This window comes from Herbaspirillum rhizosphaerae, from assembly GCF_046025915.1.
In the GTDB taxonomy this organism is placed as follows: Bacteria; Pseudomonadota; Gammaproteobacteria; order Burkholderiales; family Burkholderiaceae_D; genus Herbaspirillum; species Herbaspirillum rhizosphaerae_A.
The window spans coordinates 112,178-126,826 of sequence record NZ_JAQQFR010000011.1 but is presented as its reverse complement, the minus strand read 5'-3'; the positions used below and the strand labels follow the sequence as shown (position 1 = coordinate 126,826).

General features: G+C 55.3%; 14 protein-coding genes and 1 riboswitch. Of the genes, 8 read left to right on the top strand and 6 right to left on the bottom strand.

All coding sequences use genetic code 11. The features are described 5' to 3' along the window. Nucleotides 1-59: 59 nt before the first annotated feature. The 4 genes from metF to metK form a co-directional block, all read right to left on the bottom strand. Nucleotides 60-902 carry a methylenetetrahydrofolate reductase [NAD(P)H] gene (gene metF / locus PQR63_RS17155; RefSeq protein WP_408169201.1) on the bottom strand — a complete coding sequence of 281 codons (843 nt, stop codon included), beginning with the start codon at nt 900-902 and terminating at the stop codon, nt 60-62. Between the two features lie 61 nt (nt 903-963). Continuing rightward, nucleotides 964-1,314: a phage holin family protein gene (locus tag PQR63_RS17150; protein ID WP_408169200.1), complete on the bottom strand. Its 351-nt coding sequence runs from the start codon at nt 1,312-1,314 to the stop codon at nt 964-966. Between the two features lie 140 nt (nt 1,315-1,454). Then, nucleotides 1,455-2,867 (bottom strand): adenosylhomocysteinase, encoded by a 1,413-nt coding sequence (gene ahcY, locus PQR63_RS17145; RefSeq protein ID WP_408169199.1) that lies wholly within the window; start codon nt 2,865-2,867, stop codon nt 1,455-1,457. A gap of 47 nt (nt 2,868-2,914) precedes the next feature. Then, nucleotides 2,915-2,991, bottom strand: a riboswitch (S-adenosyl-L-homocysteine riboswitch). Between the two features lie 85 nt (nt 2,992-3,076). Continuing rightward, a complete protein-coding gene (metK, locus tag PQR63_RS17140) occupies nt 3,077-4,240 on the bottom strand; it encodes a methionine adenosyltransferase (protein WP_094562400.1) in 1,164 nt (387 codons plus the stop codon). On the opposite strand from metK, the gene PQR63_RS17135 reads away from it, so the two are divergent. The 3 genes from PQR63_RS17135 to dapF are packed head-to-tail and all read left to right on the top strand — an operon-like array spanning nt 4,233 to nt 7,021. Next, nucleotides 4,233-5,264, top strand: coding sequence for a lysophospholipid acyltransferase family protein (locus PQR63_RS17135; protein ID WP_459251791.1), 1,032 nt, complete (start codon nt 4,233-4,235; stop codon nt 5,262-5,264). The two genes, metK and PQR63_RS17135, sit on opposite strands and share 8 nt — an antisense overlap. Next, nucleotides 5,261-6,142 carry an LpxL/LpxP family acyltransferase gene (locus tag PQR63_RS17130; RefSeq protein WP_408169198.1) on the top strand — a complete coding sequence of 294 codons (882 nt, stop codon included), beginning with the start codon at nt 5,261-5,263 and terminating at the stop codon, nt 6,140-6,142. The genes PQR63_RS17135 and PQR63_RS17130 overlap by 4 nt, the downstream gene beginning before the upstream one ends. Before the next feature lie 27 nt (nt 6,143-6,169). Continuing rightward, nucleotides 6,170-7,021: a diaminopimelate epimerase gene (gene dapF / locus PQR63_RS17125; RefSeq protein ID WP_408169197.1), complete on the top strand. Its 852-nt coding sequence runs from the start codon at nt 6,170-6,172 to the stop codon at nt 7,019-7,021. Nucleotides 7,022-7,136: 115 nt separating this feature from the next. Here the strand turns inward: dapF and PQR63_RS17120 are convergent, their stop codons facing one another. Next, the gene (locus PQR63_RS17120; RefSeq protein ID WP_408169196.1) at nt 7,137-8,735 is read right to left on the bottom strand and encodes a tetratricopeptide repeat protein; all 1,599 of its coding nucleotides are present in this window, start codon (nt 8,733-8,735) and stop codon (nt 7,137-7,139) included. A gap of 370 nt (nt 8,736-9,105) precedes the next feature. On the opposite strand from PQR63_RS17120, the gene PQR63_RS17115 reads away from it, so the two are divergent. The 4 genes from PQR63_RS17115 to PQR63_RS17100 all read left to right on the top strand — a co-directional run bounded on the left by PQR63_RS17115 (nt 9,106) and on the right by PQR63_RS17100 (nt 12,947). Next, nucleotides 9,106-10,314 (top strand): porin, encoded by a 1,209-nt coding sequence (locus PQR63_RS17115; RefSeq protein WP_408169195.1) that lies wholly within the window; start codon nt 9,106-9,108, stop codon nt 10,312-10,314. A 244-nt stretch (nt 10,315-10,558) separates the two neighbouring features. After that, the gene (locus PQR63_RS17110; protein ID WP_094566100.1) at nt 10,559-11,224 is read left to right on the top strand and encodes a DUF484 family protein; all 666 of its coding nucleotides are present in this window, start codon (nt 10,559-10,561) and stop codon (nt 11,222-11,224) included. A 26-nt stretch (nt 11,225-11,250) separates the two neighbouring features. Beyond that, entirely contained in the window at nt 11,251-12,231 is a 981-nt protein-coding gene (xerC, locus tag PQR63_RS17105; protein WP_408169194.1) for a tyrosine recombinase XerC, read from the top strand. A gap of 140 nt (nt 12,232-12,371) precedes the next feature. Continuing rightward, nucleotides 12,372-12,947 carry a Fur family transcriptional regulator gene (locus PQR63_RS17100; protein WP_408169193.1) on the top strand — a complete coding sequence of 192 codons (576 nt, stop codon included), beginning with the start codon at nt 12,372-12,374 and terminating at the stop codon, nt 12,945-12,947. A gap of 36 nt (nt 12,948-12,983) precedes the next feature. On the opposite strand, the gene PQR63_RS17095 is transcribed toward PQR63_RS17100, so the two are convergent. Next, the gene (locus PQR63_RS17095; protein ID WP_408169312.1) at nt 12,984-13,718 is read right to left on the bottom strand and encodes a pyrimidine 5'-nucleotidase; all 735 of its coding nucleotides are present in this window, start codon (nt 13,716-13,718) and stop codon (nt 12,984-12,986) included. A gap of 85 nt (nt 13,719-13,803) precedes the next feature. On the opposite strand from PQR63_RS17095, the gene PQR63_RS17090 reads away from it, so the two are divergent. Next, nucleotides 13,804-14,646, top strand: coding sequence for a TraB/GumN family protein (locus PQR63_RS17090; protein ID WP_408169192.1), 843 nt, complete (start codon nt 13,804-13,806; stop codon nt 14,644-14,646). The last annotated feature ends 3 nt before the right edge of the window (nt 14,647-14,649 follow it).

Sequence of the window (14,649 nt, the reverse complement as noted above, 5' to 3'; positions counted from 1 at the left end):
AACATGAAAAAAGCCGGCTGAAGCCGGCTTTTTGCTTGCAACTTACTACTTTGCAGAAATCAGGCGACCAGACGTTGCCAGATTGCCATCGTTGCTGCAGGCTGATTCAAGGTATAGAAGTGCAGGCCGGGCGCCCCGCCTTCCAGTAGCTGCTCGCAGAGTTGCGTAACAACATCGAGACCAAATGCCCGAATCGACTCGCTGTCGTCACCGTAGCTGGCCAGCTTGAGACGAATCCAGCGCGGAATTTCCGTGCCGCACATGTCGGAAAAACGCATCAGTTGGGTGTAGTTCGTGATCGGCATGATGCCGGGAACGATGGGTGCGTTGATGCCCAGTTTTTTCACTTCGTCGACGAAATTGAAATACGCGTCGGCATTGTAGAAATACTGCGTGATGGCCGCATCGGCGCCGGCTTTGATCTTGCGCGCAAAATTCTGCACGTCATCCTGTGGCGACTTGGCTTGCGGATGCATTTCGGGATACGCGCCGACTTCAATGTGAAACCAGTCGCCGGTTTCCGCGCGAATGAATTCGACCAGCTCGTTGGCGTAGTGGAATTCGCCGGAAGCACTGTCCACGGCACCGAAGCCACTGGGCAAGTCGCCGCGCAAAGCGACCAGCTTCTTGATGCCATGCGATTTGTAACTATTGAGAATGTCGCGCAATGCAGCGCGCGAGCTGCCGACACAAGACAAATGCGGTGCAGCGACATGACCTTCGCGCATGATCTCAAGCACGGTATCGAGCGTGCCTTGCTGCGTCGAACCGCCGGCGCCGAACGTCACCGAGAAATACTTCGGTTGCAACTCAGCTAGCTTGGCGCGAGTGACGCGCAGTTTTTCCGTGCCTTCAGGCGTCTTTGGTGGAAAAAACTCGATACTGAAATTATGTGATGTCATAGAAAATCAATCCGTAAAACAACAGGTCATTGTGCGATTCATTGCGCGGATCCAGGAAAAATCAGTTACGTCCGGATTTCAGCAGCAGTGTAGACAACGCCCAGGAGACGATGCTGTACAACAGTGCGCCACCGACAGCCGCCCAAAAACCCGCTACGTGGAAACCGCCCACCAGATGCGATACCGCCCAGAACATCAGACCGTTGATAACCAGAATGAACAAACCCAGCGTCAGCAGCGTCACCGGCAAGGTCAGGATCACCAGTACCGGCCGCACCAGCGTATTGACGAAACCGAGGATGAGCGCAGCGATCAGTGCCGCGCCAAAGCTGTCGACCTGTACCGAATGCATGAGGTAAGGCACGGCGAGCAAAGCCAGCGCATTGATCAGCCAGAGAATGAGCAAACGCATGAAATGTCCTTTCGAGCGGCGCATCGGCCGGATTCCAACAATCTTTGTAATTGCTGTAGTCCGGCCGATGGCGGATGAATCTGGTGAAAACCGGGCAAGCGGGTTTTATCCGCATTGCCCGTCAAACAACTTAAAGCCGATTAATAGCGGTAGTGATCAGGCTTGTAAGGGCCGTCGGACTTCACGCCGATGTACGAAGCTTGTTCTGCGGTCAGTGTGCTCAATTGTGCATTGAGTTTCTTCAACTGCAGGCGTGCAACCTTCTCGTCCAGATGCTTAGGCAGCGTGTAGACGCCGACCGGATAGTTCTTGGTGTTCACGAACAGTTCGATCTGAGCGATGGTCTGGTTGGCGAAGGACGAGCTCATCACGTACGACGGATGGCCGGTACCGCAGCCGAGGTTGACCAGGCGGCCTTCCGCCAGCAGGATGATGCGCTTACCGTCAGGGAAGATGACGTGATCGACTTGCGGCTTGATGTTTTCCCAGCTGTATTGCTTCAGTGCGGCGACTTCGATCTCGTTGTCGAAGTGACCGATGTTGCAGACGATCGCCTGGTCTTTCATCTTCTTCATGTGGTCGTGCGTGATCACATGGTAGTTGCCGGTACATGTCACGAAAATATCGCCGTGTTCAGCAGCGTAATCCATGGTCACGACGCGATAGCCTTCCATTGCAGCCTGCAATGCGCAGATCGGATCGATTTCAGTGACCCAGACTTGCGCCGACAATGCCCGCATCGCTTGTGCCGAGCCCTTGCCGACGTCACCGTAACCGGCGATGACGGCAACTTTGCCGGCGATCATGACGTCAGTCGCGCGCTTGATACCGTCGACCAGCGATTCGCGGCAGCCGTACAGGTTGTCGAACTTGGACTTGGTGACGGAGTCGTTGACGTTGATTGCAGGGAAGGCCAGTTTGCCGTCTTTGAACATCTGATACAGACGATGCACACCGGTGGTGGTTTCTTCGGTCACGCCCTTGACTTGCGCCAGACGCGTGGAATACCAGTTCGGCGAAGTCGCCAGCTTTTTCTTGATGGAGTTGAACAGGCAGATTTCTTCTTCCGAAGTCGGGTTGTTCAGCACCGATGCGTCTTTTTCAGCACGTGTACCCAGATGCAGCAGCAAGGTTGCGTCGCCACCGTCGTCCAGAATCATGTTGGCCTGTTCGTTCTCGCCGCCTTGCCATTCGAAAATGCGGTGTGTGAATTCCCAGTAGTCGTCCAGCGACTCGCCCTTGAACGCGAACACTGGCGTGCCCTTGTCGGCGATTGCCGCGGCAGCGTGATCTTGTGTCGAGTAGATGTTGCAGGATGCCCAACGAACCTTGGCGCCCAGCGCTTCCAGCGTCTGGATCAGCACGGCAGTCTGGATGGTCATGTGGATAGAACCAGTGATGCGCGCGCCCTTCAGTGGCTGTGCAGCAGCAAATTCTTCACGGATGGCCATCAGGCCTGGCATTTCGGTTTCAGCGATCTTGATCTCTTTGTGGCCCCATTGCGCCAGGCTGATATCAGCGATCACATAGTCTTGAGTGGAATTGGTAGTCATGGCTGCGGCGTTGTTCACGCCCTCCTTTCGTAGAAAACAGAAAAAAAGTAACGTGAGCGCAGTTGCATATTGACGGTATCAAGCCTGGCAAGATCGATGTCTTGTCGCAACGCTCCTTGATACGGAAAGGCATTGTAAATCACTTTACGTGCACTGTGCCAGCGCACGATGTAATCCGGCCACAACAAGACCGGATTACATCACGAAAATTACAGACCGGCGGCGGCCTTCAGTGCAGCAGCCTTGTCGGTACGTTCCCACGAGAATTCCGGCTCTTCACGACCGAAGTGGCCGTAAGCAGCGGTCTTCTGATAGATAGGACGCAGCAGATCCAGCATTTGCACGATGCCCTTAGGACGCAGGTCGAAATGTTCCAGCACCAGTTGTGCCAGCTTTTCGTCACTGATCTTGCCTGTACCAAAAGTAGTCACCATGACCGAAGTCGGCTTGGCGATACCGATAGCGTACGACACCTGGATCTGGCAACGCGACGCCAGGCCGGCAGCCACGATGTTTTTGGCAACATAACGACCGGCATAAGCTGCCGAGCGGTCAACCTTGGATGGATCCTTGCCGGAGAACGCGCCGCCACCGTGCGGAGCTGCGCCACCATAGGTGTCGACGATGATCTTGCGACCTGTCAGACCGCAATCACCTTGTGGACCACCGATAACAAAACGGCCGGTCGGGTTGATCAGGTAACGGGTGTTCTTCAGCCATTCAGCCGGCACGACCGGACGGATGATTTCTTCGATTGCCGCTTCTTCGATGGCCTTGTGTTCCATTTCAGGCGCATGCTGTGTCGACAACACGATAGTGTCGATGGCAACTGGACGACCGTCGACATACTTCAATGTCACTTGCGATTTTGCATCCGGACGCAGCCATGGCAGACGGCCGTCTTTACGCAATTGGGATTGGCGCTCGACAATGCGGTGTGCATAGTAAATGGCGGCAGGCATCAGCTCAGGTGTTTCGTCGCAAGCGTAACCAAACATCAAACCCTGGTCGCCGGCGCCTTGATCGAGGTCGAGCCCCTTGCCTTCGTCGACACCTTGGGCAATGTCCGGGGATTGCTTGTCGTAGGCGACCAGCACGGCGCAGCTCTTGTAGTCGATACCGTAGTCGGCGTTGTCGTAACCGATACGCTTGATGGTTTCGCGGGCGACGTCGATGTAATCGACATTGGCGCGTGTGGTGATTTCACCGGCGAGCACAACCAGACCTGTGTTGCAGAGAGTTTCGGCAGCTACGCGGGAAAGTGGATCTTGTGCAAAGATGGCATCCAGAATCGCATCGGAAATCTGGTCGGCGACTTTGTCTGGATGACCTTCCGAGACGGATTCGGAAGTAAAGAGATATTCGTTGGACATCACATGCTCCTGCAGTATAGAGATTGAACCGGTGTCGCGGCTTATCCCTAGCCTGCGACGCTTTAGCGAAATTTATATCCCGTCTCGCAAGTTGTCATTAACTCGACGGCTTTCATGCTATTTTACGCGTCTTGCAAAAATTCGCAATTTCACAGCATTATTTACGGTAACGGCAAGTATGATTTTTTCTTTATTCCGCCTGCTGTCTTTTTTTCCGCTGCCTCTGCTGCACCTGATCGGGATCGGGATGGGCTGGCTGGTTTACCTGGCGTCGCCGTCCTATCGGAGACGCCTGAAAGAAAATCTGACGCGCGCCGGCTACAGGCAGCATTTATTTACCGCAATTAACGAGTCCGGCAAAGGTATCTTTGAATTGCCGTTTGTCTGGTGCGCCTCACCGAAGCGCGTTTTGCGCACCGCCCGCATCGAAAACTGGGAACTGGCGCAGCAGGCGCTGGACGCTAAAACCGGTGTTGTTTTTTTAACGCCGCACCTTGGTTGTTTTGAAATCATCGCCCAAGCCATTGCCGAGCAGACATCGCTGACTGCCTTATATCGCCCTCCGCGCAAAGCAGCATTGAAGCCATTGATCGAAGGTGCGCGTTCGCGCCCGAATCTGCATCTGGCACCGGCGAATCTCTCGGGCGTCCGCACTCTGCTCAAAGCATTGAAGGCCGGTAAAGCCATCGGACTGTTACCAGACCAAGTCCCTCAGCACGGCGAAGGCGTATGGGCAGATTTCTTCGGCAAGCCCGCCTACACCATGACGCTGTCGGCAAAAATGCATCAGATGAGCCGCGCCCCCATTATTCTGTCCTATGCCGAGCGCTTGTCCTGGGGCCGCGGCTTCGTGATTCGCTTCGTCGCCTTCGAAGAAGATCTGGGCAACACCCCGGAACAACAAGCGCGCGCCATTAATCTGGCCATGGAAAAACTGATCTCGCGCTGCCCTTCTCAATATATATGGAGCTACAACCGCTATAAGACGCCTCCCGGTGTCAGCGTGCATGGGGCTACAGAATGAGGGCGCTAATTGCACTGATGTGGCTGCTGCACTGGCTGCCGTTGCCGCTCCTTGGCCGTCTCGGCGAAGGCCTCGGATCTTTGTTGTTCATCATCATGAAGCCGCGCCGTCACATCACGCTGACGAATCTGCGCCTGTGCTTTCCTGAAAAGACCGAGGCTGAGCGCGAGACGATTGCAAAGCAGCATTTCCAAGCTTATGCCCGAAGCGCACTGGAACGTGGAATTTTGTGGTGGGCTTCCGAAAAACGCCTGAAACGACTGATCAAGATCGACTCCGGCGTACCCATCGACGTCATTAAATCAGGCCCCACCATTCTGCTTTGTCCGCATTTTGTCTGCCTTGAGATTCCCGGCATCGCACTGGTGCTGAATTCGGATTTATCCATCTGCACTATTTATTCAAAACAACAAAATAAAATCGTTGATCAGGCGTTGTTGAAAGGCCGTTCGCGCTTTCGTCCTGTGACTTTGCTGTCCCGGGAGAAAGGCGTCAAACCCATCATCCGCGCCATGCGCGACGGCTTGCCTTTTATCATGCTGCCGGACATGGACTTCGGCCTGCGCGACGCTGAGTTTGTGCCCTTCTTTGGCAGGCCGGCTGCCACGCTGACGGCTACCGCACGTATTGCCGCCGCGACACATGCCAATGTCATACCGATGATCACGACCTTCCTGCCAAATTACAAAGGCTGGAAAACCACCTTCTACCCGGCCTGGGAGAACTATCCGGGTGAGGACATCGTGGAAGCTACGCGAAAAATGAATGCCTTCATCGAGCAGCGCGTACTGGAAGCGCCGGCGGAATATTTTTGGGCGCATAAGCGCTTTAAAACTCAGCCCGAAGGCCTAACTAATGTATACGGCCAGGATGACTAAGCGCGTCCAACCTCTATAATTAATGTCATGAAAATCAAATTCACCAAAATGCACGGTGCAGGCAATGATTTTGTTGTCGTCGACGCCATCAACCAGACCATTGATCTGACGCCGGATCAATGGAAGTTCATCGCGGATCGCCGGTTTGGCATCGGCGCGGATCAGATGCTGGTGGTAGAAAAAACGCAATCACCCGGCATTGATTTTCGCTATCGGATTTACAACGCCGATGGCGGCGAAGTCGAACAATGCGGCAACGGTGCACGTGCCTTTGCCCGCTTCGTCAGTGACAAAGGGCTCACCGCCAAGCGGGCTATCCGCGTGGAAACTATGTCTGGCGTGATTGAGCCGACACTGGAAGACGATGGTCGCGTGACTGTCGATATGGGAGCGCCGATATTGACGCCGGAGCAAGTTCCGTTCGATGCGGTCGGGCTAAAGAGCAAGACCGAAGGCGACGATACAATTTGGCCGCTGGAGGTAAATGGCAACACGACATGGATTTCCGTCGTGTCGATGGGTAACCCGCATGCGGTGCAGATCGTGACGGAGACCGAAGCAGCACCGGTTCTGATCGACGGTCCGGTAATCGAACATCATCAGCGCTTTCCAAAACGCGTCAATGCCGGTTTCATGCAAGTGGTTGATCGCCATAACGTCAACCTGCGCGTTTTTGAGCGTGGCGCAGGTGAAACCCTGGCTTGCGGCACCGGTGCGTGCGCGGCAGTGGTCGCGGGCATCCGACGCGGCCTGCTGGACGCACCTGTTGCCGTACAGACGCATGGCGGTGAGCTGGTGATCAACTGGGCTGGGCCAGGCCTGCCAGTGATGATGACGGGCCCTGCGGTTTCAGTATTTGAAGGCGAGATCGAAATCTGAGAAGAAAAATCTTAAGCAACATCTGACAACAGCTGTTGAATACTACGTTCCAACAAAAAAGAGATGGCAAGCCGCCATCTCTTTTTTGTTTACCCGCTCTTATATATTAGAGGGGTTACGATTCCTCGGCCAAATCGCCTTCTTCTTCTCGCTCATCTGCGACTTGCGGCAAGGCAGTCTTCAGCCGATACATGCGCTGGCGATAGTTTCCTTCCGGGCCGCTCAGGCTGCAATCGACATCTTCAAACAACCGCCCGATACGGTTGAGTACCTGCCGCTCGTCGCCGGTCTCTATTAATATGAGGCGCCGCTTGCTGCGGGCGTAGTACTCACGGATGTCGACCACCAGACAATGGCCACAATCGGCCTGCTTCAGATCAACCAGCAAAGCCTCCGGCCGTGTCAGGCCAAACAAAATCGCCAATTCCAGCCGTGCCGCAAGGAAAGGATAGGCGCTCAGGAACTCGCGCGTCATATGGCCCCGGGCCTCGACTGCCCAGTCAGCCGGCGCAGGACGGTCAGCAATTTTATCGAGCAGATCACGAGCGTCCTTGTTGTGCTGGACGGCTGCCTTCTGTAGCCAGTACACAGCGCGCACATCGTTTGCCGGATCGTCGCGGCGGTTACGCCAGGCGCTGCTACCGCACTCCAGTTGCGCCAGGGCATGCCCCATTTCGGCGGCACGCTCCAGATAATGCTGTGCATCAGCCAGGTTGCGCTGAGAAAACTCAGGCTTCAGAAAAATGCGCGACAAGGCAAACCATGCTGTAGCCAGACCTCGCTCGCCAGCCTGGGTAAGCCAGCGTATCGCCTTCTTATAATTGGCAGAACCGAAGCCGGGAAACGCGCGACTACCATCTTCCTGCATGCGTGCAAAGAACAAGCCCAGCGACAGCTGCGCCGCCTTGTCGTCAGCATAGGCGCCCAGCTCCAGAAGTTGCTGCGCTTCATCGACACCCAAATCTTCAATTTCCGGCAACACCTGCGCCAACCGGGACAGCAAAACGATATTGCCCTCGCCCAGATGCCTTGCAAGCACCTCCGATGGTGCATTCAATTGCGGCAGATCGGCGCTGAATTGTCCCAGCAGTGAACGCCCCAACGGCAGCCCCCGACGAATAAAATCTTTTCTGTCATGGCGAAGCCATGCCGCGTCGGCCAAAGACAATTGTGCCGGGCCGACGCCGGCGTCAGCTGCTTTTTGCGCCCATTGAGCCGCGGTATCGCTTGTCTGTTGCGTACGCTCGCCGGCAACTACCGGAGCCGCATCACCGGCAATCTGCTCGCCCGCTTGCTGCTGCGACAGCAACCATTGCGCCTCGGCGGTACCGGCATGGGCTTCCGCCTCCAGCACTTTAACCGCCTTACCAAGCATGGCTTGCGCCTCGGCCTGGGCCTTATGTGAAAGCACCAGACGTGCAAACGCCAAGCCAGCCGTCTTCAGGCCGGCATCAAAAGCGCGTTCATACCAAAGCACATAATCAAGCGGCTTCGGTGCCTGCGCCACCACGTCATAAGGAATATGTTCCCCAATCAGCGACCAGGCGTCAGGCGTACCCTGACGCGCCGCACGATCCAGCCAATGCAGGGCCGTTGCAAAACTTTGCGGCAAACCATTACCGCCAAACAGATAGCGTCGCCCCAAGGCCAATTGCGCCTCAGCCTGCCCGGCGCGCGCCGCCCGAATAATTGCTAAATCTTCCCGACTCGCCATAAATCAATCCAAGCCCACTTTCGAAGGAAAAAATTATCCCCTATAAATCACTATATTTTTTTAATCCATCTGTTAAGAGATCAAATTGGAGCTTTAAAACAACAAATCAAGTCTTTAATCGACATTTAGTTGCTACCAGAACAATTTCGTAATGGTCTGACATCGGAGCGCCCCAAAAAAGTCCCTCATAGAGATATTCAGGTTTAAAGCGTTAGAAAAAAACAACACTCGTGTAGGAGTTTCGGAATTTCAACCAAAACTTCGTCCGCCAAACGACCAATCTAAGGTCATGCTTAATGAGAACCCTTAATGTCTCACCATCCGACTAGATGTACGGATCCTCAAGACTATTTTTATAGAAGGATGTCAAATGAAAAAATCTCTGCTTGCACTGGCCGTTCTCGGCGCGTTTGCAGGTGCTGCACAAGCACAAAGCTCCGTCACTATCTACGGTATCGTTGATACCGGCATCACCTACACAAGCAAGGCTGTTACTCCTGCTGGCGGCACTAACACTGGCAGCAAGTTTGCAGTCAACTCCGGCACAATCCAAGGCTCGCGTATCGGCTTCAAGGGTGTTGAAGATCTGGGCGGCGGTCTGAATGCAGTGTTCCAACTGGAAACTGGCTTCACAAACGACAACGGTGGCCTGCAAGGTTCCGACTCTGTTACTAGCTCGAACCTGTTCCGTCGTAAGTCGGTTGTCGGTCTGAACGGTGGCTTCGGTACTGTGTTGCTGGGTCGTCAAACTGACTGGGCTGACACAATCAGCGCCTACACAGCTGTGAACGATTTCGGTGGCGTTACCCAAAACTCGGGTTCGGCTCTGAACCGTCTGCAAGGTACACGTACTAACAACTCGATCGCTTACACTACTAACAACCTGGGCGGCTTCACAGGTCAAGCGATGTACGGTTTCGGCGAAACAGCTGGCAAGACTTCGGCTGGTCAGTCCTTCGGTCTGGGCGTCAAGTATGACAACGGCCCACTGGGTCTGGGTGCCAACTACTACCAAGCTAAGGGTGGCCCAACTCCTTCGGACACAAGCCTGATCCCAGCTGCTGGCGCAACAGTCGCCAACTTGGCTACTACTACAGCTAACACTGGTAACACAGCACTGAAGGTATTCAACCTGGTCGCTAGCTATCAGTTTGGCCCAGCACGTGTGTACGGTAACTGGTCGCGCGTCAAGCAAGACCTGAATACACAAGCAGGTCTGGCTGGCTTGGCAACTCCTGTTGCTCTGACTGCAGCAAACCGCACTACTACAGCAACTTTGGCAAACTCGCGTAAGGCCGACATGTGGGAACTGGGTACAGCTTACTCGCTGACTCCATCCCTGAAGCTGTTGGCTGCTGTGGAATACACAACAGCTAGCTTCGACGGTCTGAACGGTAAGGGCAAGCTGACTCAGTACAACCTGGGTACAGACTACTGGCTGTCGAAGCGTACTGACCTGTACGCATTCGTGTCGAACCTGCGTGCTAAAGACATGAAGAACCCAGGCGTGGTTGGTGACACAACTGGTAACGACTCGAGCCAAACAGCAGTTACTGTTGGTATCCGTCACAAGTTCTAATTTAAGTCTCTGAACCTCTGACGTGCAAACGTCAGAATCAGAACTTGATTGAACAATTCGGGCTTACATGAGAAATCATGTAAGCCCGTTTTTATTGGTAAGCAGCAGATCTTCGCGACCTGATTAAAAAGTTGTCAGCACCAGCGATAGCGTAGATAATCTCGCGATATTGCGGATATGCAAGCCCGGCCTCGTCTGGAGCTGGATGCCGCAAAAAAAAACACTCAACCCAACAAGCATGCACATGACTCCTCTGGACTCCGATTCGATCGCCGACTATTTGCTCGACCATCCGCACTTCTTCGAGGAGCACGCAGAGCTGCTTGGCCGAATCCGGCTCACAAGTCCGCTGTTGGGGCGCGCGATTTCGCTGCAAGAGCGCCAGATGGAAATTCTGCGCGAAAAGATCAAAGTTCAAGAGTTGCACATGGCAGACCTGATGCGCATCGCACAAGAGAACGACGAGATCACCAGCAAGTTTCAATCATGGACACGCTCCTTGCTGCTGGCACGTAATGACAGCGACCTGCCCCAGACCTTGTCTGGTAATTTGCAGGCCATCTTCAACGTGCCTCAAGTCACCCTACGTCTCTGGAACGTCGCTGAAAAATACGATGGAAACTGGTTCACCGCGACGGTATCGGAAGATGCGCGTATTTTCGCCAATGGCCTGACGACGCCGTTCTGCGGCCCGAACAACGAATTCGAAGCAGCCGGCTGGCTTGAAGATCCGTCTTCGGTCAAATCTATCTCCATGCTGCCCCTGCGTATCGGCGCCGCGCCTGAAGCATTTGGCCTGTTGGTGCTGGGCTCGCCTGACCCGAGCCGCTTTACGGCAGAAATGGGGACGGATTTTCTGACCCGCATTGGCGAAACCGCCAGCGCCGCTCTGGCCTGCCTGCTACACTGAACCATCCTCTTCTTCGACGCACTCGTGTGAGCACCGAACCTACTCCAGTCGCTGCTGATCGCTACATCGAACGCTACCTTGACAGCCTGCAAAATCAACGCATGCTGTCGCCTCATACCATCACCAGCTATGCGCGCGACCTGGCTGAGCTGAGCTCGTTAGCGCAAGCGTCCGGTGTAGTACTTGAGGCGGTCTCTCACTTCCAAATCCGCAAGTTTGCCGCGCAATTACACGGCAGCGGCCTCAATGCACGCTCCATTGCCCGCAAGTTGTCGGCATGGCGAGGCTTCTACGACTGGCTATCGGAGCTGGGCGGACTGAAATCAAATCCCGTCGATGGGATCAAGGCACCCAAAAGAGCCAAACCCTTGCCCAAGGCACTCGCTGCCGACGACGCGGTGCAGTTGGTGTCTCAACACAATCCGCTCAAAGATGCTGACGCACCGGCTCAGCTTTGCAATCTTGCGATGTTTGAAATGCTTTACTCAAGCGGCCTGCGTGTCTCCGAGCTGGTCGGTCTGGACGTGCAATACCATCACGCAGCCGGATACACGTCAGCAGGATGGGTGGATATGGATAGCTGCGAAGTCACCGTTACCGGCAAAGGCAACAAGATGCGGAGCGTGCCCGTAGGGCAACCGGCGATGCAGGCGTTGAGAAACTGGCTCACCGCGCGCGCCGGTATTATGGCGAAACAAGCCGAAGCCGATCAGCACGCCTTGTTTCTCAGTGAACGCGGCACCCGCATGTCGGTGCGCGTGATGCAGCTGCGCATCAAGGCACACGGCCAGGCGCTTGGCATGGCGACCAACGTACATCCTCACGTCTTGCGCCACTCCTTCGCCTCGCATGTCCTGCAAGGCTCCGGCGATTTGCGTGCGGTCCAGGAAATGCTCGGCCACGCCTCTATCACCGCAACACAAGTCTATACCTCGCTCGATTTTCAGCGCCTGGCGCAAGTCTACGATGCAGCCCATCCACGTGCGAAGAAAGTAGCACCGAAATAACCTGGCTGCCGTCCGACAAAAATGCCTGCCAGCATATGCCGCCGGGGACTGAAATACATGCGTAGGACGCCCACCGCCGTGAATTGCGGCATAATTCGTCAGAGGCTTTTACTTCAAAGCCGGAACCCAGAACAAGCCCCATGAAATCCAAACCAGCCGACACCGCCATGCCCACTGCTCTCGCTCAGGAACCGGCCAAAGCTCAAGCATTGGCAGAATTGCAATTGCGCGACGCTTCCGTACGCGTGACGCAGGCGCGCGTCAGCGTCATGGCCGCGCTGCTCAGCGCACGCAGCGCTGTGTCGCATCAGGATATTCAGGATCAGTTGGTCGACATGGATCGCGTCACGCTTTATCGCGCGCTGGATTGCCTGACCGAAGCCGGGCTGGCGCACAAGATCGCCAGCGACGATCGTATCTTCCGCTATAACGCCGGTGCCGGCGCAGAGCATCACGACCACGGCGGTCACCAGCACGCACCTGGCCATCCGCAACATCAGCATGGTCACTTCAAATGCACGCGTTGCGCACGGGTTTTCTGCCTCGACGGCAGCGGAGAAGCCGGCTTTCTGGAAAGCGTCCTCCCCTCATCGGGCAAGCACCAGACGACCGCAGCCCAACTCCAGACGGCTCTGCAAAAATCCTTGGGCAAAGGCTTTCAAAGCCATGAAATCGAATTGACCATCAAGGGCTGGTGCGCCGACTGCGCCGATTAAGCCAAAGGCCGGCGCAGTCGGCTGGTACGTCATCAATTAAGCACGCAGGACAAGACGGCGCAAATGGCCGGTCAGTTGCCGCACTGAACGCACTTTCACATCGACATAAGACGGATGCATGGTCAACATGCGGCGCACCCCAGTAGAAGCAAAATGGGGGTTTCCCGTCAGATACTGCGTCACCCATGCTGTACGCAAACCCAGCTCCTTGGCCGATTTCAGGTTAGCCGGCGTATCCTCCACCAGCACGCACCGATGCGCAGCGACGCGCTCGCGTGCCAACAGCTTGCGCAGCATCTGACGTGAAGGCTTCGGTTTCAACTGCCGATGCACGCGCATCGATTCGATGGAAATATGCTGATCAAAATGCCGGTGCAAGCCAAGGTGACGCACCACGTCGCGGGAATAGCGCAAAGGCGCATTGGTCAGCAGAATCTTCCGCCCCGGAAGACGCTTGAGCATATTCAACAGGCCGCGTTCGGCACGGATCATGTCAAACAAATCGTCGAAGTGATGCGCCTCGCGCAGGAAATCATCCGGCAACACCTGATGATGCTGCACCATGCCGAGTAAAGTCGCACCATACAAGCGCCAATAACGCTGGCGCAACGCATTGACCGCATCCTGATCGGACGGCAAGCCCTGCTCCTTCAGAACGCGCTCCATGAACACATTCATGTTGGCATTGATCGCCGGAAAAATTGCGTGGGAAGCGTTGTGAAGCGTGTTGTCGAGATCAAAAAGCCAGAGCGGTGTAGTATTCGGCACGATGAAAAACTGGATCAAGTAAGGGGAGACAATGGTGCGACGCCTGATTATAGTGACATTCGCCTGGCTGCTCTGCCTTTATCTGCCGATGACGAAAGCAGCAGACACCGGGCAGCACGGTGCCTTGTTCAAGATACAGAATGCGCAACACACGCTGTATCTGTTCGGCACTATCCATGTCGGCGCCGATAATTTCTATCCGCTCGACGCGCGCGTTATGCAAGCGCTCGAAAAGGCCCCAGCCATCGCACTGGAAATCGATCCCCAGAAAATCCCGGCCATGCAGGCGGCGGTCCTGCAATATGGATTCTATCCAGACGGCAAGAGCTACCGTACCGAGTTGCCCCCACCGTTACGTCAGCAGGTAGAGACTGCACTGACGAAATACCATATCGCTCCCGATGCGGTCACCCGTTTCCGGCCATGGATGATCGCCAGCCTGTTGACCATCCAGGAGTTCGACAGCAAGGGCTATCGCTCTGAACTTGCTGTCGACAGCTATCTCGCCAATGTCGCCAGGAAACGCGACAAACCCGTAATCGAACTCGAAAGCGCCGCAGCGCAACTCGCGCTGTTCGGCGCACTGAGCGAAGAACAGCAAAACCAGTTGCTGGAAGATACCATCAAGGAATTGAACGATCCCGACGATGCGGCCAAAGTTGTGGCCCTGGCGGAATGCTGGCGTACCGGTAACCTGGCCGGTTTACAAGCTCTGCTGGACGACATGGCGAGTGACAAAAGTTTTGTCGGCCGTTTTACCAAAGAGGTATTGCTCGATCAACGCAATCCACTCCTGACGGATCGCGTCAGTGCGCTGCTAAAGCAGCAGGACGGAATCTTCGCTGCCATGGGCATTCTGCATCTGGTCGGCCCCACAGGCGTACCTGCATTGCTCAAACAACGCGGCTACAAGGTCGAACGTATTTACTGAGGC